The sequence below is a fragment of the Pseudomonas rhizoryzae genome (assembly GCF_005250615.1).
GTDB classification, from domain to species: Bacteria; Pseudomonadota; Gammaproteobacteria; order Pseudomonadales; family Pseudomonadaceae; genus Chryseomonas; species Chryseomonas rhizoryzae.
The window spans coordinates 381,920-404,408 of record NZ_SULM01000004.1; the positions used below are offsets into that span (position 1 = coordinate 381,920).

At 63.9% G+C, this 22,489-nt stretch carries 19 protein-coding genes; 11 read left to right on the top strand and 8 right to left on the bottom strand.

Features of this window, described 5'->3' with window-relative positions; all coding sequences use genetic code 11:
* Nucleotides 1–38 precede the first annotated feature (38 nt).
* The 3 genes from recQ (at nucleotide 39) to FAZ11_RS08420 (ending at nucleotide 5,113) form a co-directional block, all read left to right on the top strand.
* Entirely contained in the window at nucleotides 39–2,177 is a 2,139-nt protein-coding gene (gene recQ / locus FAZ11_RS08410) for a DNA helicase RecQ (RefSeq protein ID WP_058767338.1), read from the top strand.
* 73 nt (nucleotides 2,178–2,250) lie between these two features.
* Nucleotides 2,251–2,685 carry a MarR family transcriptional regulator gene (locus tag FAZ11_RS08415; protein ID WP_017641756.1) on the top strand — a complete coding sequence of 145 codons (435 nt, stop codon included), beginning with the start codon at nucleotides 2,251–2,253 and terminating at the stop codon, nucleotides 2,683–2,685.
* Nucleotides 2,686–2,923: 238 nt separating this feature from the next.
* Nucleotides 2,924–5,113: a FimV/HubP family polar landmark protein gene (locus FAZ11_RS08420; RefSeq protein ID WP_058773138.1), complete on the top strand. Its 2,190-nt coding sequence runs from the start codon at nucleotides 2,924–2,926 to the stop codon at nucleotides 5,111–5,113.
* Here FAZ11_RS08420 and FAZ11_RS08425 read toward each other — a convergent pair whose 3' ends face one another.
* A complete protein-coding gene (locus tag FAZ11_RS08425; protein ID WP_058773139.1) occupies nucleotides 5,114–7,312 on the bottom strand; it encodes a patatin-like phospholipase family protein in 2,199 nt (732 codons plus the stop codon).
* A 70-nt stretch (nucleotides 7,313–7,382) separates the two neighbouring features.
* Here FAZ11_RS08425 and FAZ11_RS08430 point away from each other — a divergent pair, with 70 nt between their 5' ends.
* On the top strand, nucleotides 7,383–7,703 hold the full coding sequence (locus tag FAZ11_RS08430; RefSeq protein WP_058783146.1) for an Rdx family protein: 321 nt from the start codon (nucleotides 7,383–7,385) through the stop codon (nucleotides 7,701–7,703).
* Between the two features lie 2 nt (nucleotides 7,704–7,705).
* On the opposite strand, the gene cspD is transcribed toward FAZ11_RS08430, so the two are convergent.
* A complete protein-coding gene (gene cspD / locus FAZ11_RS08435; RefSeq protein ID WP_058773141.1) occupies nucleotides 7,706–7,981 on the bottom strand; it encodes a cold shock domain-containing protein CspD in 276 nt (91 codons plus the stop codon).
* Between the two features lie 222 nt (nucleotides 7,982–8,203).
* Between cspD and clpS the strand changes: the two genes are divergently transcribed.
* Together clpS and clpA are read left to right on the top strand one after the other, a co-directional pair.
* A complete protein-coding gene (gene clpS / locus FAZ11_RS08440) occupies nucleotides 8,204–8,560 on the top strand; it encodes an ATP-dependent Clp protease adapter ClpS (RefSeq protein ID WP_058762043.1) in 357 nt (118 codons plus the stop codon).
* 47 nt (nucleotides 8,561–8,607) lie between these two features.
* Entirely contained in the window at nucleotides 8,608–10,878 is a 2,271-nt protein-coding gene (gene clpA / locus FAZ11_RS08445; protein ID WP_058767334.1) for an ATP-dependent Clp protease ATP-binding subunit ClpA, read from the top strand.
* Nucleotides 10,879–10,959: 81 nt separating this feature from the next.
* On the opposite strand, the gene infA is transcribed toward clpA, so the two are convergent.
* From infA to aat, 3 genes are all read right to left on the bottom strand, one after another.
* Nucleotides 10,960–11,178: a translation initiation factor IF-1 gene (gene infA, locus FAZ11_RS08450; protein ID WP_002553999.1), complete on the bottom strand. Its 219-nt coding sequence runs from the start codon at nucleotides 11,176–11,178 to the stop codon at nucleotides 10,960–10,962.
* 94 nt (nucleotides 11,179–11,272) lie between these two features.
* Nucleotides 11,273–11,980 (bottom strand): arginyltransferase, encoded by a 708-nt coding sequence (locus tag FAZ11_RS08455; RefSeq protein ID WP_058762045.1) that lies wholly within the window; start codon nucleotides 11,978–11,980, stop codon nucleotides 11,273–11,275.
* 35 nt (nucleotides 11,981–12,015) lie between these two features.
* The gene (gene aat, locus FAZ11_RS08460; RefSeq protein ID WP_058762046.1) at nucleotides 12,016–12,705 is read right to left on the bottom strand and encodes a leucyl/phenylalanyl-tRNA--protein transferase; all 690 of its coding nucleotides are present in this window, start codon (nucleotides 12,703–12,705) and stop codon (nucleotides 12,016–12,018) included.
* Between the two features lie 256 nt (nucleotides 12,706–12,961).
* Here aat and FAZ11_RS08465 point away from each other — a divergent pair, with 256 nt between their 5' ends.
* From FAZ11_RS08465 to cysG, 5 genes are read left to right on the top strand one after another with little or no spacing between them, the layout of a single operon-like run.
* The gene (locus tag FAZ11_RS08465; protein ID WP_058773142.1) at nucleotides 12,962–15,430 is read left to right on the top strand and encodes a DNA translocase FtsK; all 2,469 of its coding nucleotides are present in this window, start codon (nucleotides 12,962–12,964) and stop codon (nucleotides 15,428–15,430) included.
* 17 nt (nucleotides 15,431–15,447) lie between these two features.
* Nucleotides 15,448–16,071, top strand: coding sequence for an outer membrane lipoprotein periplasmic chaperone LolA (lolA, locus tag FAZ11_RS08470; protein WP_058773143.1), 624 nt, complete (start codon nucleotides 15,448–15,450; stop codon nucleotides 16,069–16,071).
* A gap of 9 nt (nucleotides 16,072–16,080) precedes the next feature.
* A complete protein-coding gene (locus tag FAZ11_RS08475; RefSeq protein WP_137279553.1) occupies nucleotides 16,081–17,409 on the top strand; it encodes a replication-associated recombination protein A in 1,329 nt (442 codons plus the stop codon).
* Between the two features lie 47 nt (nucleotides 17,410–17,456).
* On the top strand, nucleotides 17,457–18,734 hold the full coding sequence (gene serS / locus FAZ11_RS08480; protein ID WP_058773145.1) for a serine--tRNA ligase: 1,278 nt from the start codon (nucleotides 17,457–17,459) through the stop codon (nucleotides 18,732–18,734).
* Nucleotides 18,734–20,125 carry a siroheme synthase CysG gene (gene cysG, locus FAZ11_RS08485; RefSeq protein ID WP_058773146.1) on the top strand — a complete coding sequence of 464 codons (1,392 nt, stop codon included), beginning with the start codon at nucleotides 18,734–18,736 and terminating at the stop codon, nucleotides 20,123–20,125. The genes serS and cysG overlap by 1 nt, the downstream gene beginning before the upstream one ends.
* A gap of 2 nt (nucleotides 20,126–20,127) precedes the next feature.
* Here cysG and FAZ11_RS08490 read toward each other — a convergent pair whose 3' ends face one another.
* From FAZ11_RS08490 to FAZ11_RS08500, 3 genes are all read right to left on the bottom strand, one after another.
* Entirely contained in the window at nucleotides 20,128–21,129 is a 1,002-nt protein-coding gene (locus FAZ11_RS08490) for a glutathione S-transferase family protein (protein ID WP_058773147.1), read from the bottom strand.
* A 64-nt stretch (nucleotides 21,130–21,193) separates the two neighbouring features.
* On the bottom strand, nucleotides 21,194–22,177 hold the full coding sequence (locus FAZ11_RS08495; protein ID WP_058773148.1) for a glycosyl transferase family protein: 984 nt from the start codon (nucleotides 22,175–22,177) through the stop codon (nucleotides 21,194–21,196).
* Nucleotides 22,174–22,488 (bottom strand): TusE/DsrC/DsvC family sulfur relay protein, encoded by a 315-nt coding sequence (locus FAZ11_RS08500; RefSeq protein ID WP_058762054.1) that lies wholly within the window; start codon nucleotides 22,486–22,488, stop codon nucleotides 22,174–22,176. Before FAZ11_RS08500 ends, FAZ11_RS08495 begins: the two co-directional genes overlap by 4 nt.
* Between the last annotated feature and the right edge of the window lies 1 nt (nucleotide 22,489).

Genomic DNA, 22,489 nt, shown 5'->3' on the forward strand with positions numbered 1-22,489 from the left:
CGCATCCGTATAATGCGCCTTCCATTCGAGGAGGCTTCATGTCAGAACCCGCGCTGCGCATCCTAAAAGACGTCTTCGGCTACGATGCTTTCCGGGGCAATCAGGCCCGGATCATCGAGCGCGTGGCGAACGGTGGCGATGCGCTGGTGCTGATGCCCACGGGTGGTGGTAAGTCGCTCTGCTACCAAGTGCCGGCCCTGTTGCGCCCCGGCGTGGCCGTGGTGGTCTCGCCCTTGATCGCCCTGATGGACGACCAGGTCGCCACTCTCGAAGAGCTCGGCGTGGCAGCCACCGCCCTCAATTCGACCATGACCGGCGAGCAGCAGCGTTCCGTTGCGGCGCGCCTGGAGCGCGGCGAGATCAAGTTGCTGTATCTCGCGCCGGAGCGCTTGGTGCAGCCGCGCATGCTGGATTTCCTCAAGCGCCTGCCGATCGCCCTGTTCGCCATCGACGAAGCCCACTGCGTCTCCCAGTGGGGGCACGATTTCCGCCCGGAATACATGCAGCTCGGCCAGTTGGCCGAACACTTCCCCGGCGTGCCGCGTCTGGCGCTCACCGCCACCGCGGATTCCCGTACCCGCGAAGAGATGGCGACCCGGCTGCACCTGGAGCAGGCCGAGCGCTTCCTTTCCAGTTTCGACCGGCCCAACATCTTCTACCGCATCGTGCCCAAGGAGGCGCCACGCAAGCAGCTGCTGGCCTTTCTCGCCGAGCGTCGCGGCGACGCCGGCATCGTCTACTGCATGTCGCGCAAGAAGGTGGAAGAGGTCGCCGAACAGCTCAGTAACCAGGGGTTCCCGGCCTTGCCCTATCACGCCGGCCTGCCCAACGACGTCCGCGCCGCCAACCAGAAGCGCTTCCTCAACGAGGAAGGGCTGATCATGGTCGCCACCATCGCCTTCGGCATGGGCATCGACAAGCCCAACGTGCGCTTCGTCGCCCACCTCGACCTGCCCAAGAGCCTCGAGGCCTACTACCAGGAAACCGGTCGCGCCGGCCGCGACGGCCTGCCCGCCGATGCCTGGATGGCCTATGGCCTGCAGGACGTACTGCTGCTGCGCCAGATGATGCAGAGCTCCGAGGGCGACGAGCGCCACAAGCGCATCGAAAGACACAAGCTGGAAGCCATGCTGGCCCTGTGCGAGGAAACCCGCTGCCGGCGCCAGGTCCTGCTGGCCTATTTCGACGAACACCTGCCGCAGCCCTGCGGCCATTGCGACAACTGCATAGACACCGTCGAGACCTGGGACGCCACCGAGCCGGCGCGCCAGGCGCTGTCGGCCATCTACCGCAGTGGCCAGCGCTATGGGGTAGGGCACCTGGTCGACATCCTGCTCGGTCGTGAGACCGAGAAGATCGCGAGCCTCGGCCACCAGCGCCTGGCCGTCTTTGGCCTGGGCAAGGCGCGCGGTGAGGACGAGTGGCGCACCCTGTTCCGCCAACTGGTCGCCCGCGGCCTGGCCGAAGTGGACGTCGACGGGTACGGCGGCCTGCGGTTGACCGAAAGCTGCCGACCGCTGCTGCGCGGCGAAGTCAGCATCCAATTGCGCCGCGATCCCAAGCCCCAGCGCGGCCGGGGCACCAGCAGCGGCTCTTCCGGCAGCGCCGCCAGCCAACTGGTGCGCGCCGACGAGCGCGAGCTCTGGGAGGTCTTGCGCAGCCTGAGACGCAAGCTCGCCGAAGAGCATTCGGTACCGCCCTACGTCATCTTCCCCGATGCCACCCTGCTGGAGATGCTGCGCAGCCAGCCGCGTTCGCTGGACGAGATGAGCCGGGTCAGCGGCGTAGGTGCCCGCAAGCTGGAGCGCTATGGTCAGGCCTTTCTCGATGCCCTGACCGACGGCAGCGCGGCGCCAGCCCCGGCGGTCGATGTGCGGCACGAGGTGCTGACCCTGGTGCGAGCCGGCATGACGCCCGAGCAAGCCGCGCGTCAACTCAATTGCTCGGAAAAGAATGTCTATGCACTATTGGCCGAAGCCATCGCCCAGCAGCAGATCGCTCTGGAACAGGCCCTGGACCTGCCCGAAGAGCTGCTCGCGGAAATCCAGGATGCCTTCCTCGAAGACGAGGGCGAATTGCCGCCCGTAGCCCAGGTCGCCACCCGCTTCCAGGGACGGGTAGCGGTGGGGGCGCTCTACTGCGTGCGGGCTGCGCTGCAGGCGGAATTGGCCGACTAGCGAGGCGCGCCGGTTGCCCCGGCGTGCCTACAACCAGAATAATGAGAAAATCCAAGTACAAGGTTTAGCCTGAATGACTACCGATCCACACCTGTTCGGCCGCCAGATTTTTCATGTCTCCCGTGCTTGGCGGGCAGAGCTCGACCGTCGCCTGAGTCATCTGGGGCTGTCCCAGGCCCGTTGGCAGGTATTGCTGAACCTGGCCCGAATGAAGGGCGTGCAGCCAACCCAGCGTGAGCTGGCCCAGAGCATCAGCATCGAGGGGCCGACCCTGGCGCGCCTGCTGGACGGTCTGGAGAAGCAAGGGCTGGTAAAGCGGCTGGCGGTCACCGAAGATCGCCGCGCCAAGCGCATCATGCTGACCCAGGAAGCCGGTCCGCTGATCGAGAAGATCGAAACCATCGCCGAAGCCTTGCGCAAGGAGTTGTTGAGCGGGCTGGACGACGAGGAAATCGCCATCTGCCAACAGGTGCATCAGCGCGTGCTAGCAAACCTCGAACGAGGCTGAGTGCCGTTTGGCGGCTCGACTTCCTTCAGGTGGTCGGGCTGATCGCCCTGCGAAGCGAATCGAAGCGTCTGGCATCGAGCCCGGCGTCCAAGACTAGCCCAGAGCACCGTTTTTCGATGACGACCACCGGTTTGCCGTCTGTCGGTATCGATGCTACGTTCCAGCGTAGCGGGGGCGCTTTTTGTGCGCTACCACGCTAAAAGACTGGTTTCTTCGAATACCTGACGCAGCGGTATCCATGGTCGCGAAACGCCGTCCCCTTGCCTTTCTCCTGCTGTCGGCCGCAACGCTGACCACTACCCCTCAAGCGGCACTGGCGCTCGGCCTTGGTGGTATCACCCTGCAGTCTGCGCTCAACGAGCCGCTGCGCGCCCGCATCGAACTGGTCAACATCGGTGATGCCGAGGCCGGCGATTTCCGTATTTACCTGGCGTCGAACGAAGCCTTCGCCCGCGCTGGCGTCGATCGTACCCAATTCGTGAATGACCTGGTGTTCACGCCGCATCTGCGCACGGCCGCCGGCAGCTACATCGAGGTCACCTCCCGACGTTCGCTGATCGAGCCCTACCTGGACTTCATCGTCCAGCTGGAGCAGCCAGGTGGCAAACAGCTGCGGGAATTTACCTTGCTGGTCGATCCGCCTCGCAATGGCGGTACACCTGCCAGCCTGGCCAGTAGCGCACCGGCCAGCCCCGCGGTCGCCCCAGCGGCCAGGCCAGCCGCACCTGCTGCCAGGCCGGTGGAGCGGTCCAGCGCACCGGCGCCGCGGCCGCCCGAGCTCGCACCTTCCCCGGGCCTGACCGCCGGTACGGGAACCTACCAGACGCGGCCCAAGGACACCCTCTGGAACATCGCCAAGCGGCTGGGGCCGATGGCCAATCGGTCGGCGGAGCAGTTGATGGCCGATCTGTTCGCCCTCAATCCCGCATCTTTCGCCAACAACGATCCGCGTCGGCTCAAGGCCGGTCAGACGTTACGCCTGCCGGCGGGCGTCAATGAACCCGTCGCCAAGCAGCCGACGCCAACGAAACCTGCGCCTGCACCGGCTCCGGCACCCATACCGTCGATAGCCGCCACGCCCAGTACACCTGCACCGGCTCCCGCACCTACGCCTGCTGCGCCCACCAGGGCAGCTCCTGTCGCCGAATCGAATGCGCCAACGGCCGCCGCCTCGGCACCGCCAGCCGGCAACACCGAAGACACCAAGCCTTTGCTGGTAACCCAGGATCTGGGGCGGCAAGTCGGAGACCTGGAAGGCCAGCTCACCCAGCTGCAGGAGCGCTACGACTCCGTACTGGCCCAGCGTGAAGCCCAGATCACCGAACTGCAGCAGGAGCGAGATGCCCTGCAGCAGCAATTGAAGCAGGCGCGAGCAGTGGCCCTGACGACTCCGGCGCCTGCAGCCCCTTCCTCGACCGCTCCGGCTACCCAGGCGACGCCTGCTGCCCCAGGCTCGGCGTCCACTGAGGATGCCGATGCCGGACTGTTTTCCTTGCGCTCTCTGTCCCTTGCCGGCGCCGCTGCGCTGTTGGCGCTGGCCGGCCTGCTGTGGTGGCGGCGGCGTCGTGCCGCCGAAGCCTTGCCTGTCGCGGAGGAAGAGGAGGTTGACCAGGTGGAGCCGCTACCCGAGCCGGTACTGATGGCGACGCAGCCGGTGGCACCTCGGGCCAAGCCCGCTGCCGCGGCGGCCTCGGGGCCAGCCGACGATCATGCCGGGCGCGCGGAGATCTACCTCGCCTATGGTCGCTATGGCCAGGCGCGCGAGGTGCTGGAAAATGGTCTCGCCGAAGATGACAGGCGCCAGGATCTGCGTCTGCTGCTGCTTCGCGTGCTGGCGACCCTTGGTGAAGCCAAGGCCTTCAGTCAGCACGAGCAGCGCTTTCTCGCCTTGGGTGGCGCCGCCGCCAGCCTGGCCGTCTTGCACGCCCAGTTTCCCGGAATGTCTTCCGCACCGGTGGAGGAGATCGCGGAAGAAGAGCTGGATCTCGATCTCGACCTGCCGGACTTCGATGCGCCCGCCAGCGAATGGTCGGCGGAGCTGCAATTCCAGGAGCCGGCCGAACCGGCACCGGTGACCGAGGAGCACTACGATCTGGATCTGGCCGACCTGAGTCTCGACGAGGCCATCGCCCTGACCGAGGAGCTGGATGCGGATTCCGGTTGGAAAGCGGCCGGCGCCACCGAGGTCGTGCTGGAAGAAGAGGATTTCCCTGATGGTCTGGGCGAGCTACCCGCCGTGCACGAGCTGGACCTGAGCCTCGACGAACACTTCATGGCCGATGACATCGCCCAGCGCTTCGCCCAGGCCGAGGCCTATCTCGACCAGGGGGATGTCCGTCAGGCGACCTCGCTGCTGCAAGAGATCGTCAGCGAGGGGAGCGATAGCCAGAGAGAGCGGGCCGAGGTACTGCTGTCCCGGCTCGCTTGATCAGAAGCTGTTGCCCAGATTGATATAGAAGGCGTGCTCGCCCTGGTCGCTCAGGCCGTAGATGAATCTGAGCGGCCCTAGTGGCGTGTCCAGTCCGAGGAACAGGCTGGCGGCACTGATATCGCCGCTGTCGTAGTCGTCGTCCCGGTTCCAGATCCGCCCCTGTTCCAGGCTGCCGCCCAGGTAGACCGGGGTATCCAGCGGGAACAGCGATCTCTGGGTGAGCTGGTGATAGTAGATCAGCCGCGCCAGGCCGTAGTTCTGCCCGGACAGGGCATCCTGCCGATAGCCTGAAAGCTGCCAGGCGCCACCCAGCAGGAAGCTGCTGGTCACCACGTTGGTGTCACTGTCGGTGGACAGGGTGCGGCCCAGGCCGCCACCGATGATGAAGGTGTCGTAGCCGTAGCTGAACGCTCTATTCAGATGCAAATCGATCTGGCGATAGCGCGAGTCCGAACCCAGGCTCGGATCGAATTGCTTGACCGTGAGCGCCAGGTCGCGGCCCTCACGGGGGAAATTCACGTCGTCCAGATCGTCGAAGGAATACCGCAACTGGTAGAAGCCCTCGGTGAAGGTTTCTTCCGGTGTCTCCCGTGGCCCGATGTGAACCTTGGTGCTGCCCCAGTCGTGGCCGATGCCGAAGCGGATCTCGGCCTTGTTGCCGATCTGCCGGCCCAGATTCAAGCCGAAGCCGTAACGCTCGCGGCGGTATTCCGCGATGGGATGGTTGCCTTCCAGTTGCTCGATGTTGCGTGCCTCGCCACCGAGGTAGGGGGCGATGAAATAGCGCGAGCCCACATCGAGTGGCTGATAGAACTCGCTGTAGAGCTCCTGATGGTCGCCGATCTGCACCCGGCTCAGCCACTCGCCGCCTAGGCGATTGAGGCCGTTGATCCGATAGCTGGCACCGAAGTTGAAGGCGCTGTCCCCCCGTAGATCGTCCGACAGATTCAGGCCAAGCCGCAGGAAGTCCGTACCGCTACGCTTGCCGCGGGCATAGATCACCAGCACGTTGTCACCGGGGCCGTCACGTTGGATGCGGTACTCCACCTGATCGAAGTAGTCCAGGCCGTAAAGGGTGCTCATGTCGTCCTGCAGGCGGGCGACATTCAAGGGTTCATCCAGGCGCTGCCGGATGTAGTGGCGGATGACCTCGTCCTCCACCTTGGAGTCGTTCTCGATGCGAATGGCATTGATCACCGGCGTGCGACTCGAGGGTGCACGGGCGGCTGCCACCGCGGTGGATCTTTCGTTGCGCGAATCCTTGCGCAACACCGCCAGCTCGCTGGCCATCGCCATGGTCGCCCGGTAACCGGCGTCGATCAGCGCCTGGACCTCGGTGAAGTCGGCGCTGGTATAGCTGGCCAACGGCGGCTCGATGAGCAGGTCGTTCTTGCCCAGGGTCGCGAGTTGCGCCTGGGAGTTGTTGCGAGTCATTAGGGTGGTGGACTGGTTGAGGACATCCAGCACCGTCGTCAGGTCCTTGCGCTTGAGCAGGGGCGTCCCGATGTCGACCACCACCAGGCGCTGGGCACCCATCTTGCGGGCGACGTCGATGGGGATGTTGTCGACCATGCCGCCGTCTACCAGCAGGCGCCCATCGATCTCCACCGGGGCGAACACCGCCGGGATCGACATGCTGGCACGGATCGCCCGGGGCAGGTGGCCGTGATCGAAGACCACCTTCTCGCCGGTGGTGATATCCGTCGCCACGGCGCGGAAGGGAATGGCAAGGCGGTCGAAGTCGCGAATGTCGCTGGTATGGACGAACAGCTTTTCCAGCATCATGCCGAGGTTCTGGCCCTGGATCACGCCGATGGGCAGGCCCAGGGTGCCATCGTCACGAAAGCTCAGCTTCTGCTTCACCAGGAAATCCCGGTCATCCTGCTTGCGCCGGAAGGGGACGTCCTTGCGGGGTGGCTGATCGGACAGCACCTGGCCCCAGTCCATTTCCAGGGCGATGCGCTCCAGCTCTTCGGCGCTGTAGCCGGCCGCGTAGAGGCCACCAATCACCGCGCCCATGCTGGTGCCGGCGATGGCATCCACCTGGATACCTTGTTGCTCCAGCGCCTTCAGCACCCCGATATGCGCCAGGCCGCGCGCCGCCCCGCCCGACAGCACCAAGCCCACCTTGGGTGGCTCGGCAGCCCAGGACAGTGTGGGCAGAAGAAGGCAGGCTACCAATAGCAACAGGCGCATAGGTCGGACCGCATGGCGAAGGGGATCGAGGGCTGCGTATTATAGGGAGCCCAGGCTTTCGAGGTGCGCCGTGGCTGACTCCAAACCCATTATCACCATCCAATATTGCACTCAATGCCAATGGCTGCTGCGCTCCGGCTGGCTCGCCCAGGAGTTGCTCAGCACCTTCGGCACCGAGCTGGGCGGCGTCACGCTGCTACCGGGCACTGGTGGCGTGTTCGAGATTGGCTGTGGCGGTGAATTGCTCTGGGAGCGCAAGCGAGACGGCAGTTTCCCGGACGCGCGAACGCTGAAGAATCTGGTGAGAGACCGGCTGTTCCCGGAGCGGGACCTGGGACACAGCGAGGGAAAGCGGAGCGAAGCAGGGGATGGCGCCCCCGAAGGGGCGTGAGATCAGGCTTCCGTACTGATCGTTTCCCGTGCACCTGCAGTTTCTACGGCGGTAGTGGTCGGGGCAACGCTCGCCTCGGCGGGGCGGATTTCCACGGCGTGCAGGCCCTTGGGACCCTGGACGATACTAAAGTTGACCGCCTGACCCGCTTTCAGGGTTCGATAACCGTCCATCTGAATGGCCGAGTAATGAGCGAATAGGTCTTCATCACTGTTATCTGCAACGATGAAGCCATATCCTTTGGCGTTGTTAAACCATTTGACCTTGCCACTGAGCATACCGGCTCCCTCTGCAAAGGACTCCAAGCCTGGAGTATCATTCGACTACAGTTCCAGTGAATCCACACAGGCGCCACTACGACGGAACCCTCTGGTACCCCGTCGGGTACAGGATGTTTGTAACACCCTTTCAGTCTTAGTCAAGGCAAGGCAATGGGTGGCTGAGACGTGGATCAAGCTCTTTTTTCCTGCTATTCATCCCGTAATTCGGAATCGATCAGAATGCGTGCAATCGACCCCATCCGACTGGCGGCGGACGAAAACGATCATCAGGACGGCGACAACGGTGGCCTGGCGGTGCAGGAGGCAAAACCTGCACTAAAACGGCCAGCCAGATATCGCGTTCTGATGTATAACGATGACTACACCCCGATGGAATTCGTCGTCGAGGTGTTGGAACGCTACTTCAGCATGAACCGCGAAGCGGCTACCCAGGTGATGCTCACCGTGCATACTCAGGGAAAGGCGGTCTGTGGAACATTTACTCGTGATGTAGCTGAAACCAAGGCCATGCAAGTCAATCAATATGCGAGGGAGTGCAACCACCCGCTGCTGTGTGAAATTGAAATCGAAAGTTGATCTGTGCTGCTTGGGCTACTGTGCTGCTTGGGCTATGAGGTGAAGCTATGTTGAATCGTGAGCTCGAAGTCACCCTGAATCTCGCCTTCAAGGAGGCGAGGACGAAGCGTCATGAATTCATGACCGTTGAGCACCTCCTGCTGGCGCTGCTGGATAACGAAGCCGCCGCCACCGTCTTGAGAGCTTGCGGTGCCAACATCGACCGGCTGCGCCGTGATCTGTTGGAATTCATAGACTCCACCACGCCACTCATCCCACAGCAGGACGACGAGCGTGAAACCCAGCCGACCCTGGGCTTCCAGCGGGTTCTGCAGCGTGCGGTGTTCCATGTGCAGAGCTCCGGCAAGCGCGAGGTCACCGGCGCCAACGTGCTGGTCGCCATCTTCAGCGAACAGGAAAGCCAAGCGGTATTCCTGCTCAAGCAGCAGAGCGTAGCCCGGATCGACGTCGTCAACTTCATCGCCCATGGCATCTCCAAGGTGCCCGGTGCGGCACCCGAGGCCGAGCAGGATCAGGATGCCGCCGAGGAAGAGGGTGCCGAACCCAGCTCTTCCAACAATCCGCTCGAAGCCTACGCCAGCAATCTCAACGAGCAGGCCCGCCAAGGGCGCATCGATCCGCTGGTCGGGCGTGAGAACGAAGTCGAGCGTGTCGCCCAGATCCTGGCGCGTCGCCGCAAGAACAACCCGCTGCTGGTGGGCGAGGCCGGGGTGGGCAAGACGGCCATCGCCGAAGGCCTGGCCAAGCGCATCGTCGACGGCCAGGTGCCCGATCTGCTGGCCGACAGCGTGGTCTACTCGCTGGACCTGGGCGCGTTGCTGGCTGGTACCAAGTATCGTGGTGACTTCGAGAAGAGATTCAAGGCGCTGCTGGCCGAGCTGAAGAAGCGGCCCCATGCGGTGCTCTTCATCGATGAAATCCATACCATCATCGGTGCCGGCGCGGCTTCAGGTGGTGTCATGGACGCCTCCAATCTGCTCAAGCCGCTGTTGTCCTCCGGCGAGATCCGTTGCATAGGCTCGACCACCTTCCAGGAATTCCGTGGCATCTTCGAGAAGGATCGGGCCCTGGCCCGGCGTTTCCAAAAGGTCGATGTCGTCGAGCCCTCGGTGGACGACACCTACGGCATCCTGCGCGGCCTCAAGGGGCGTTTCGAGCAGCATCACCACATCGAGTACACCGATGAGGCCTTGCGCGCGGCTGCGGAGCTGGCTGCTCGCTACATCAATGATCGTCATATGCCCGACAAGGCCATCGATGTCATCGACGAGGCGGGTGCCTTCCAGCGCCTGCAGCCCGAAGATCGGCGTGCCGAGCGCATCGACGTGCAGCAGGTCGAGGACATCGTCGCCAAGATCGCCCGTATTCCCCCGAAGACCGTCAACAGCTCCGACAAGGAACTGCTGCGCAACCTGGAGCGGGATCTCAAGCTGACCGTCTTCGGTCAGGACCTGGCCATTGAGTCCCTGTCCACTGCCATCAAGCTCTCCCGTGCCGGTCTGAAATCGCCGGACAAGCCGGTCGGTTCCTTCCTCTTCGCCGGTCCCACCGGCGTGGGCAAGACCGAAGTAGCGCGGCAGTTGGCCAAGGCGATGGGTGTGGAACTGGTGCGCTTCGACATGTCCGAGTACATGGAGCGGCATACCGTATCGCGGTTGATCGGTGCGCCTCCCGGCTATGTGGGCTTCGACCAGGGCGGTCTGCTGACCGAGGCGATCACCAAGACGCCGCACTGCGTACTGCTGCTCGATGAAATCGAGAAGGCGCACCCCGAGGTGTTCAACCTGCTGCTGCAGGTCATGGACCATGGCACCCTGACGGACAACAACGGCCGTAAAGCCGACTTCCGTAACGTCATCCTGATCCTGACCACCAACGCCGGTGCCGAAACGGCCTCCCGGGCTTCCATTGGTTTCACCCTGCAGGACCATACGTCCGATGCCATGGAAGTCATCAAGAAGAGCTTCACGCCGGAATTCCGCAATCGTCTGGATACCATCATCCAGTTCGGCCGCCTGAGCACCGAAGTCATCAAGAGTATCGTCGACAAGTTCCTCACCGAACTACAGGCGCAACTCGAAGACAAGCGGGTTCAGCTCGAAGTCAGCGATGCGGCTCGTGGCTGGCTGGCGGAGCGTGGCTACGACGTGCAGATGGGGGCTCGTCCCATGGCGCGACTCATCCAGGACAAGATCAAGCGGCCGTTGGCCGAGCAGATCCTGTTCGGCGAGTTGGCCGATCATGGCGGCATCGTGCATATCGATGCGGTGGATGACGAACTGGAGTTCGAGTTCGAGACCACGGCCGAACCTGCCTAAGGGCAGGTTGAGGCTCACACCCGCTCATGAAAAAGCCCGGCATTGCCGGGCTTTTTCATGCAAGGATTCGCTTGGCGAGCGTTAGCGAGCGCGGTAAGTGATCCGGCCCTTGCTGAGATCGTAAGGCGTCAGCTCCACGCGAACCTTGTCGCCGGTCAGGATGCGGATGTAGTTCTTACGCATCTTTCCGGAGATGTGCGCGGTGACGACGTGCCCATTTTCCAACTCCACGCGAAACATGGTGTTGGGCAGGGTGTCGACGACAGTACCTTCCATTTCGAAGCTGTCTTCTTTCGACATATATAGAAAAGCCCTCGGTGACAAGATAGGCCCAGAGCAGTCCGGGCGAAAAAGGCCCATATTCTGACAGAAATTCAGAAAAAGCGCTATTTCGTCAGGTCAGGGCTACCCAGCGCTGATTGACGAAGAGCTCGATGGGGCGATACTCGGTCTTATAGGACATCTTGCGACATCCTTTGATCCAGTAGCCGAGATAAACCGCATCCAGGCCGAGGCGACGGGTTTCGGCGATCTGCCAGAGAATGCCGAACACGCCCAGGCTGCGCTTTTCCTCGCTGGGATCGTAAAAGGTATAGACCGCGGACATGCCATTGGGCAGCACGTCGGTGACGGCGATACCGATCAGGCGGTCATCGACCCGCATCTCGTAGAAGAAGGCGTAGGGCAGGTTGCTGACGAGGAAGGTGGAAAACTGGCCACGGCTCGGTGGAAACATGTCGCCATCGGCGTGGCGTTCGCTGATATAGCGGGCGTACAGCTGATAGCGTTCTTCGGTGAAGCCGGGATCGCAGCGGGTGACCTTGATATCGGCATTGCGCTTGAGTACACGACTCTGCTTGCGACTCGGGCGGAAGCGGGCGGCGGGGATGCGGGCAGGAACGCAGGCTTTGCAGAGCTGGCAATGCGGGCGGTAGAGGTGATCACCACTGCGCCGAAAGCCGAGTTCGGAAAGTTCGGCATAGATCTGGCCGTTCATGGGCTGCGAGGGGTCGAGAAACAGCGTGGTCGCCTGCTCGTTGGGCAGGTAACTGCATGCGTGGGGCTGGGTTGCGTAAAACTTGAGTCTCGCCAGCTCGGTCATGTCGAACCTCTACATAAGCCTAGCCTGAGTGTAAGTCACCCGTGGAAGCTAGGCCAGGTGGCCATACTGGCCTGATCCAGGTATTTGGCCAGGTATTCGGCAAAGCGTTCCCGCGACAGGCTGCTGGCGCCCAGGCTGGCCAGATGTGCGGTTGGCATCTGGCAGTCGACCATGACGAAGCCCCAGGCCGCCAGATCCCGCATCAGGGTCACGAAGCCGATCTTGGAAGCATTGTCCACCTGGCTGAACATGGATTCGCCGAAGAATAGCTTCCCCATGGCGATGCCATAGAGGCCGCCGACCAGTTGCTCGCCGTCCCAGACTTCCACGGAGTGCGCCCAGCCTTGGGCATGCAGTTCCTGGTAGGCCAGGCGCATCTCCCGGGTGATCCAGGTGCCGTCGGCATCACGGCGAGGCCCGGCGCAGGCCTGGATGACCTGATCGAAGGCCTGGTCATAGGTGACCCGTAGCGGCGTCTTGCGCAGGGTCTTCGCCAGGCTGCGGGAAACGTGCAGGTCGGGTGGGAAGATGACGGTGCGCGGGTCCGGTGACCACCAGAGGATGGGTTGGCCGGCCTGGTACCAGGGAAAGCAGCCATGACGATAGGCCTTGATCAGACGCGCGGCGCTGAGGTCGCCGCCGATGGCCAGCAGCCCGTTGGGCTCGCGCAGCGCTTGCCGCAAGGGCGGAAAGTCAGGGCTTTCGCGGGTCAGCCATTTCACCATGGTAGGGGAGGGCGCCTTCTGATGGGTGGAGCTCAAGGGGTGCTAAGTGTGCGTAACCAGCTCAAGAATTCGTCATAACTCTTTGTCAGGACAACGAAAGAATGCTCCAATGTTGTGCCTGAAGGCGGTTCCGGTACTGCCGTCCGCTATCGTGCCATGTTTCGTCTCGGGACTGTAGAACCTCGGCCCGGGCGATCTAGAATGGCGCACTGTTTTTGATTCACGGTCACACGTTCCGTGTGCGGGAAAAGCGCGCTTGAAGCAATCCAGTTCTGCCAGCCACGTCAATCATTGGCGTGAGCATCTGCATTATCGTCTCAAGGAGGTGGTGCTCATCGCACTGGCCGCCTTGTGCCTGTATCTGCTCATGGCTCTGTTGAGCTACGACCCTTCCGACCCGGGCTGGACCCATACCAGCCGTATCGATCAAGTCCATAACACTGCCGGGCGTGCCGGTGCCTGGTTGGCGGATGTGCTGTTCATGGCGCTCGGCTACTTCGCCTTCGTGTTTCCGGTGTTGCTGGCGGTCAAGACCTGGCAGGTCTTCCGCAAGCGGCATCTGCCGTGGGAGTGGAGTGGCTGGCTATTTTCCTGGCGGCTGATCGGCCTGGTGCTCCTGGTGATCTCGGGTTCGGTGCTGGCCTACATCCATTTCCATGCCGCCTCCGGTCTGCCGGCTTCCGCTGGCGGCGCCCTGGGTGAGAGCCTTGGGCAGCTGTCGGTCACCGCGCTCAATGTCCAGGGCAGCACCCTGTTGTTCCTGGCCCTGTTCCTGCTCGGCTTGACGGTCTTCACCGATCTGTCCTGGTTCAAGGTGATGGATTTCACCGGCAAGGTCGTCTTGGATCTGCTGGATCTGGTACAGGGCGGCTTCAGTCGCCTGGCGGGTGGTCGTCGGCAGGCGCCGGAGCTCGATTTCTACGATGAGCAGGAGCCGATTTCGCCGCCGGTGGCGCGCAAGCCTAAGGCGCGCGAAGTGCCCGTCGCCGACGAGGAGCTGGACGACCTGCTCGATATCGCCCCGCCGCCGCGAATGGAACGCGCTGCGCCGCGCATCGAGATGCCGACGCCCAGCCGCGTCGTCGCCGAGGCGGTCGAGCCCGCACCGCAGGCCGCCGCTCCCATCGCTGCGGCCAGTGTGGCCATGCCCGCACCTCCGCCACGCAAGAGCGCACCCATGCCCGCCGCGCCCACCCCTGCCGTGATTCGGGTGGATGCGGATCTGGAAGGGACCTTGCCGCCGCTGTCGATCCTGGATCGCGCCGAGAAAAAGCAGCAGAGCTACTCGCCGGAATTCCTCGAGAACATGTCGCGGTTGCTGGAAGTCAAGCTCAAGGAGTTCGGCGTCGAGGTGACCGTGGAGAGCGTGCATCCCGGCCCGGTGATCACCCGCTTCGAGATCCAGCCGGCGCCTGGGGTCAAGGTCAGCCGTATCTCCAACCTGGCCAAGGACCTGGCGCGCTCGCTTGCCGTGTTCAGCGTGCGGGTGGTGGAAGTCATTCCCGGCAAGACCACCGTGGGTATCGAGATTCCCAACGAAGACCGCCAGATCGTGCGGTTCTCCGAGGTGCTGGAGTCTCCCGAGTACGCCGCGGCCAAGTCGCCGGTTACCCTGGCCCTGGGCCATGACATCGGCGGCAAACCGGTCATTACCGACCTGGCCAAGATGCCGCATCTGCTGGTGGCCGGTACCACAGGTTCCGGTAAGTCGGTGGGCGTGAACGCCATGCTGCTGTCGATCCTGTTCAAGTCGAGCCCGGACGAGGCGCGGCTGATCATGATCGACCCGAAGATGCTGGAACTGTCGATCTACGAAGGCATTCCGCACCTGCTCTGTCCGGTGGTCACCGACATGAAGGAAGCCGCCAACGCCCTGCGCTGGAGCGTGGCGGAGATGGAGCGGCGCTACAAGCTGATGGCGGCCATGGGTGTACGGAACCTGGCCGGCTTCAACCGCAAGGTGAAGGACGCCGAAGAGGCGGGCACGCCGCTGACCGATCCGCTCTATCGCCGCGAAAGCATGGACGACGAGGCGCCGCTGCTGAAGACGCTGCCGACCATCGTCGTGGTGGTGGACGAATTCGCCGACATGATGATGATCGTCGGCAAGAAGGTCGAGGAGCTGATCGCCCGGATCGCCCAGAAGGCGCGGGCGGCGGGTATCCACCTGATCCTGGCGACCCAGCGGCCTTCGGTGGACGTCATCACCGGTCTGATCAAGGCCAACATTCCTACCCGGATGGCCTTCCAGGTGTCGAGCAAGATCGACTCCCGGACCATTCTCGACCAGGGCGGCGCCGAACAGTTGCTCGGCCACGGTGACATGCTCTATCTACCGCCCGGCACCGGTCTGCCGATCCGGGTCCACGGCGCCTTCGTCTCCGACGACGAGGTTCACCGCGTCGTCGAGGCCTGGAAGGAGCGCGGCGCGCCCGACTACATCGAAGACATCCTCAGCGGCCCGGACGAGGGCGGTGGCGCTGGCTTCGAGGGCGGCGGCGGCGAGGGTGGCGACAGCGACGAGGACGATCCGCTCTACGACGAAGCCGTGCGTTTCGTTACCGAGAGCCGGCGCGCCTCCATCTCCGCGGTGCAGCGCAAGCTCAAGATCGGTTACAACCGGGCGGCACGCATGATCGAAACCATGGAAATGGCCGGTGTCGTATCGCCCATGAATACCAATGGCTCGCGCGAAGTCATAGCGCCCGCGCCGGTGAGAGACTGACATCCATGAGGACCTCGATGCACAAGTTGCGTTGCTTTGCCCTGGCGGCCTTGGCTGCCCTGAGCTTTTCCGCCCATGCCGACCAGGCGTCGGTGACTCGCCTGTCGCAGTTGCTGGACAAGGCCCAGACTCTGACCGCGCGTTTCTCCCAACTGACCCTGGATGGTTCCGGGACGCGCCTGCAGGAAACCGCGGGCAACATGAGCCTCAAGCGCCCGGGGCTGTTCCGCTGGCATACCGATCCGCCCCAGGAGCAACTGTTGGTATCCGATGGCAAGCAGGTCTGGCTGTACGATCCGGACCTGGAGCAGGTCACCATCCGCAAGCTGGACATGCGCCTGACCCAGACCCCGGCACTCCTGCTGTCGGGTGATATCTCGAAGATCGAAAGTAGCTTCGATGTCACCAGCAAGGACGCCGGCAACGTCGTCGACTTCGTGCTCAAGCCCAAGACCAAGGACAGCCTGTTCGACAGCTTGCGCCTGTCCTTCCGCAATGGCGTGATCAACGACATGCAACTGATCGACGGCGCCGGTCAAAGAACCAACATCCTCTTCTTCAACGTCAAGCTCAACGAACCGGTAGACGCCTCCCAGTTCACCTTCCAGGTGCCCAAGGGAGCTGACGTCATCCAGGAGTGATCGCGCCCCATGGATCTCTTCAGCGCCGCACCCGTCGGGCAGCCCTTGGCTGCCCGCATGCGTCCCGAGACCCTCGATGAATATGCGGGCCAGCAGCATCTGCTGGCCCGTGGCAAGCCCCTGCGCGAGGCGCTGGAGCAGGGCGCGCTGCATTCGATGATCTTCTGGGGGCCGCCGGGGGTGGGCAAGACCACCCTGGCGCGGCTGCTGGCCCAGGTGTCCGACGCTCATTTCGAGACCCTCTCGGCGGTCCTCTCCGGCGTGAAGGAAATCCGTCACGCGGTGGAGGTGGCCAAGCAGCAGGCCGCCCAGTACCGCCGGCGCACCATCCTCTTCGTCGACGAGGTACACCGCTTCAACAAGTCCCAGCAGGATGCCTTCCTGCCCTATGTCGAGGATGGCACCCTGATCTTCATCGGGGCGACCACCGAGAATCCTTCCTTCGAGCTGAACAACGCCTTGTTGTCGCGAGCGCGGGTCTATGTGCTCAAGAGCCTGGACGACGAGGCCCTCGGCGGTCTGGCGCGGCGCGCGCTGACCAGTGCCAAGGGCTTGGGTGAGCGCCACCTGAGCCTGCCCGACGATGCCCTGGCGCTGCTGCTGGCCGCCGCCGATGGCGATGGCCGGCGCCTGCTCAACCTGCTGGAGAACGCCGCTGATCTGGCTGAGGACGGCGGGGTGCTGGATGCCGAACTGTTCCAAAGCCTACTAGGTGATCAGCGCCGTCGCTTCGACAAGGGCGGCGAGGCCTTCTACGACCAGATCTCCGCCTTGCACAAGTCGGTACGGGGCTCCAGTCCGGATGGCGCGCTCTATTGGTTCGCGCGGATGATCGATGGTGGCTGCGATCCGCTGTATATCGCCCGGCGCGTGGTGCGCATGGCCAGCGAAGACATCGGCAACGCCGACCCTCGCGCCCTGAGCCTGTGCCTGGATGCCTGGGATGTACAGGAGCGCCTGGGCAGCCCCGAAGGCGAGTTGGCCATCGCCCAGGCGCTCGTCTACCTGGCCTGCGCGCCCAAGAGCAAGGCGGTGTACATGGGCTACAAGGCAGCGCTGGCCGACGTGCGCCAGAACGGCTCGCGCGAGGTGCCGCTGCACCTGCGCAACGCGCCCACCAAGTTGATGAAGAATCTTGGCTACGGCGATGAATACCGCTACGCCCACGACGAGCCGGAAGCCTATGCCGCAGGGGAAGACTACTTTCCCGAAGAACTCGAGCCGCGGCGCTACTATGAGCCGGTTCCCCGTGGGCTGGAGCTGAAGATCCGCGATAAACTGCAGCACCTGGCGGACCTCGACCGGTCCAGCCCGCGCCAGCGTCGGCGGCGTTCCTGACGTTCCGCCCACGCCGCCGCCCCCATTCCTAAGCAAGAGACACGGACATGCTTGATTCGAAACTGGTTCGCACCCAAACCCAGGAGGTGGCCGCACGCCTGGCGACCCGTGGCTACGTCCTCGACGTCAGCCTGGTGGAGTCGCTGGAAGCTCGTCGCAAGGAGGTGCAGACCCGCACCGAGACCCTGCAAGCCGAGCGTAACGCCCGCTCCAAGGGGATCGGCCAGGCCAAGGCGCGTGGCGAGGACATCGCGCCGCTGCTGGCCGAGGTCGACCGCATGGGTAGCGAACTGGAAGAAGCCAAGCGCGAGCTGGACAGTGTCCAGGGCGAACTGGACGCCCTGTTGCTGGGCCTGCCCAACCTGCCCGATGCCTCGGTACCGGTCGGCAAGGACGAAGACGACAACGTCGAAGTGCGTCGCTGGGGTACGCCGCGCGACTTCGATTTCGAGATCAAGGATCACGTCGCCCTGGGCGAGACCCACGGCTGGTTGGACTTCGAGACCGCGGCACGTTTCTCCGGCGCGCGCTTCGCCGTGATGCGCGGCCCCATCGCCCGCCTGCATCGCGCCCTGGCGCAGTTCATGCTGAACCTGCACACCGGCGAGCACGGTTACGAAGAGGCCTACACTCCCTATCTGGTACAGGCCGAGACCCTGCAGGGCACGGGTCAGTTGCCCAAGTTCGAGGAAGACCTGTTCAAGATCGGTCGCGATGGCGAGAGCGATCTGTATCTGATCCCCACCGCCGAAGTCACCCTGACCAACCTGGTCGCCGGCCAGATCCTCGATGCCAAGCGCCTGCCGCTGAAGTTCACCGCTCACACCCCGTGCTTCCGCAGTGAGGCCGGTGCCTCGGGGCGTGACACCCGCGGCATGATCCGCCAGCACCAGTTCGACAAGGTGGAGATGGTCCAGATCGTCGAGCCGAGCACCTCGTTCGCGGCGCTGGAAGAACTGACCCGCCACGCCGAGACCGTGCTGCAGCGCCTGGAGCTGCCTTATCGCGTGCTGTCGCTGTGCACCGGCGACATGGGCTTCGGTGCCACCAAGACCTACGACCTGGAAGTCTGGGTGCCGAGCCAGGGCAAGTACCGCGAGATCTCGTCCTGCTCCAACTGCGGTGACTTCCAGGCGCGCCGGATGCAGGCCCGTTTCCGCAACGCCGAGGGCAAGCCCGAGCTGGTGCACACCCTCAACGGCTCGGGTTTGGCCGTGGGCCGCACCCTGGTCGCCATACTGGAAAACTACCAGCAGGCCGACGGCAGCATCCGCGTGCCCGAGGTGCTCAAGCCTTACATGGGCGGTATCGAGGTCATCGGCTGATGGACTACCTGCCGCTCTTCCACAAGCTCGACGGCCGTCCGGTGCTGGTGATCGGCGGGGGCGATATCGCCTTGCGCAAGAGCGTGCTCCTGGCCGAGGCCGGCGCCCGCATCACCCTGGTCGCACCGGAGATCGAGCCGGAGGTCCGTGCCTTCGTCGAGGCAAAGGGCGGCAGGTGCCTGGTACAACGCTATGCGGCGGACTTGCTCGCCGGGCACTGCCTGGTGATCGCCGCCACCGACGATGACGTGGTCAACGAGACGGTGTCCCACGATGCCCAGGCCCTGGGTCTGCCGGTCAATGCCGTGGACGCGCCGAAGCTGTGCACTGTGATCTTCCCAGCCATCGTCGACCGATCGCCGCTGGTGATCGCCATTTCCAGTGGCGGCGATGCTCCGGTCCTGGCGCGCCTGGTGCGCGCCAAGCTGGAAAGTTGGATTCCGGCCACCTATGGTCAACTGGCGCAATTGGCCCAGCGTTTTCGTGCCCGGGTCAAGGCGCGCTTCGCCGACATCCAGGCGCGGCGTATCTTTTGGGAAGAGGTGTTCCAGGGGGAGGTCGCCGAGAAGGTGTTCTCCGGCCAGCCCCAGGCTGCCGAGCAATTGCTGGAAGCCAAGTTGACGGGCGAAGGAGAAACCTTCCGCGGCGAGGTCTACCTGGTCGGTGCCGGTCCGGGCGATCCGGATCTGCTGACCTTTCGCGCGCTGCGCCTGATGCAGCAGGCTGACGTAGTGCTCTATGACCGGCTGGTCGCCCCGACCATCCTCGACATGTGCCGGCGCGATGCCGATCGCATCTATGTAGGTAAGCGGCGCGCCGAGCACGCCGTACCCCAGGAAGACCTCAATCGCCTGCTGGTCAAGCTGGCCCAGGAGGGCAAGCGGGTCCTGCGCCTCAAGGGCGGCGATCCCTTCATCTTCGGCCGGGGTGGCGAAGAGATCGAAGAGTTGGCAGCCGAAGGCATTCCCTTCCAGGTGGTGCCGGGCATCACGGCGGCCAGTGGCTGTGCGGCCTATGCCGGCATTCCCCTGACCCACAGGGATCACGCTCAGTCGGTACGCTTCGTCACCGGCCATCTCAAGGATGGCTCGGCCGATCTGCCATGGACCGATCTGGTCGCGCCGGGTCAGACGCTGGTGTTCTACATGGGGCTGGTGGGGCTGCCGACCATCTGCGAGCAGCTCATCGCCCATGGCAAGAATCCGGCAACGCCAGCGGCCCTGGTGCAGCAGGGCACTACCGCCAACCAGCGGGTGTTCACCGGCACCCTGCAGGATCTGCCGCAGCTGGTCGCCCAGCACGAAGTCCATGCGCCGACTTTGGTGATCGTCGGCGAGGTGGTCGCGTTACGGGAGAAGCTGGCCTGGTTCGAGGGCGCTCAGTCGGCCTAAGCTCAGGCCGCGCCCTGGATGCCGGCTCCACTCAAGGCCTCGCGGCCAGGGGGCAGGTCCAGCTCCAGAGCCGGTCCCTTGGGCACGATGCCAGTCGGATTGATCTGGACGTGGCTGCCGTAGTAATGGTGCTTGATGTGCTGGAAGTCGACGGTCGCGGCGATGCCTGGCCACTGGTACAACTCGCGCAGCCAGCCCTGTAGCGCCGGATAGTCGCGGATGCGCCTCAGGTTGCACTTGAAGTGACCATGGTAGACGGCATCGAAGCGGATCAGGGTGGTGAACAGGCGCCAGTCGGCTTCGGTCAGCCATTCGCCGGTGAGATAGCGCTGCTGCTGCAGTAGCTGTTCGAGATCGTCGAGGGTGGCGAAGACCTCGTCGAAAGCCTCTTCATAGGCGTCCTGGGTCGTCGCGAAGCCGGCCCGGTAGACGCCGTTGTTGACCGTCGGATAGATCCGCTCGTTGAGTGCGTTGATGCGCCCGCGCAAGGCTTCCGGATAGAGGTCCAGGCGATTACCGGTGAGGTCGTCGAAGGCGCCATTGAACATGCGGATGATCTCGGCGGATTCGTTGCTGACGATGCGCTCCTGCTGGCGATCCCAGAGCACCGGCACCGTCACGCGACCGGTGTAGTCGGCCTGATCGCGTTGATAGAGCTGGTAGAGGCGCTCGAGGTGATAGAGGTCGTCGCCCGTCGAGCCCTGTGCCGGATCGAAGGTCCAACCCTGTTCACGCATCAGCCAACTGACCACCGAGACGCCGATCAGCGACTCCAGCCCCTTGAGCTTGCGATAGATCAGGGTGCGATGGGCCCAGGGGCAGGCCAGGGATACGTAGAGGTGGTAGCGGCCGGCTTCCGGCGCGAAGCGCTTGGCACCATCAGGGATTGGCTGCTCAGGCCGGGCGATCCAGTCGCGGCGCTGCGCCTCTTCGCGTTTGAAATGACCATCTTTACCGTTGTCGTACCAACGGTCCTGCCACTGTCCATCAACCAGCAAACCCATCTCGTCATCCTCGTTGCAATGCGGTTAGGAACCCTGTTTCTGGTTTGGGGTTCCTGGCATCTGTTCAGAGCGCACGATCACGTGCCTCCCAGCGCCGCTCGGCCTCAGCCTGGGCGTTGGCTTGATCGTAGCCGAGGCCGCGCAGTGCCACCGCCAGGGTAGCGAGTACCGCCAGGCGCCCGTACGGATCTTCCGCCTCGCCACGCCAGGTGGCGGCCAGCAGGGCTGGATCCAGGCGCTCAGGTTTGACTTGGCGGCGCTCGGTCAGGGCTGGCCAGCTTTCGTCCCAGGCCTCGCCGCCACGGGTCCCGTAGAGGTGAGCGATGACATCGGGATTGCGCTCGACCTCGCCGCCTTCGCCCTTGATGACGATGCTGTCGTCCCCCAGTAAGCGACTGGCCTCGCGATGCACTTCCTGGTACCCCGGGTGGAAGATGCTCTGCAGGATGCAGCGGGCGCCGCTGGGATTGAGCAGCCGTACCAGGGAATGGATCGGCGAGCGCAGGCCGAATTGGGCCTTGAGGTCGATCATCCGCTGCAACTCGGGCATCCAGGCTGCCAGCGGCAGGAAGGCTGGTTGACCGCGGTCGAGCAGGGTGCCCACGGCGTTCCAGTCCTCAGCGGTGTGCAGGCCCAAATCCGTCAGGCATTGCTCGGTGTAGAGCCGGCCTGACGTGTGAGTGCCACCGCCGTGCATCACGACGCGTACGCCACTGCCGGCCAGGCACTTCACCGCCAACAGATACCAGGGTAGATGGCGTTTCTTGCCGGCGTAGGAGGGCCAGTCGAGGTCCACGGCGAAGCCCGGCGGCTGTAGGCGCTCCCTGATCGCTCGGGTGAAGCCGGCCAGTTCCTCGGCGCTTTCCTCCTTGTGCCGGAGCAGCATGAGGAAGGCACCCAGTTGGACGTCGGCTACCTGGCCATCGAGGATCAAGCCCATGGCCGCCTCGGCCTCGGCCTCGGTCAGGCTGCGGGCGCCGCGCTTGCCCTTGCCCAAGGCCCGGACATAGACGGCGAAGGGATGTTCTTCGGGCGTGGTGAGGGTCATAGGCAATTATCCGGTTTCGGTAGGCCGGCGAGCTTGGCGCCGAGCTTGGCCGGCGCCCCCTTGAATAGCAGATTGAGTTGCAGGCTGTTGCCCAGTTCCGGGCCCAGGGTCTGGGCAATGTACTTGATCAGTGGCCGGTTCGCTGGCGAGAGCTGAAATTGCTGATAGAAGTCACGTAGCGCCTGGAGCACCTGCCAATGGCGCTCGGTCAGCTCGATGCCTTCCTTGAGCGCCAGTTGCCGGGCTACCTCGGGACTCCACTGGGAGAGATCACGCAGATAGCCTTCGGGGTCGAGGTCGAGAGAAGCCATG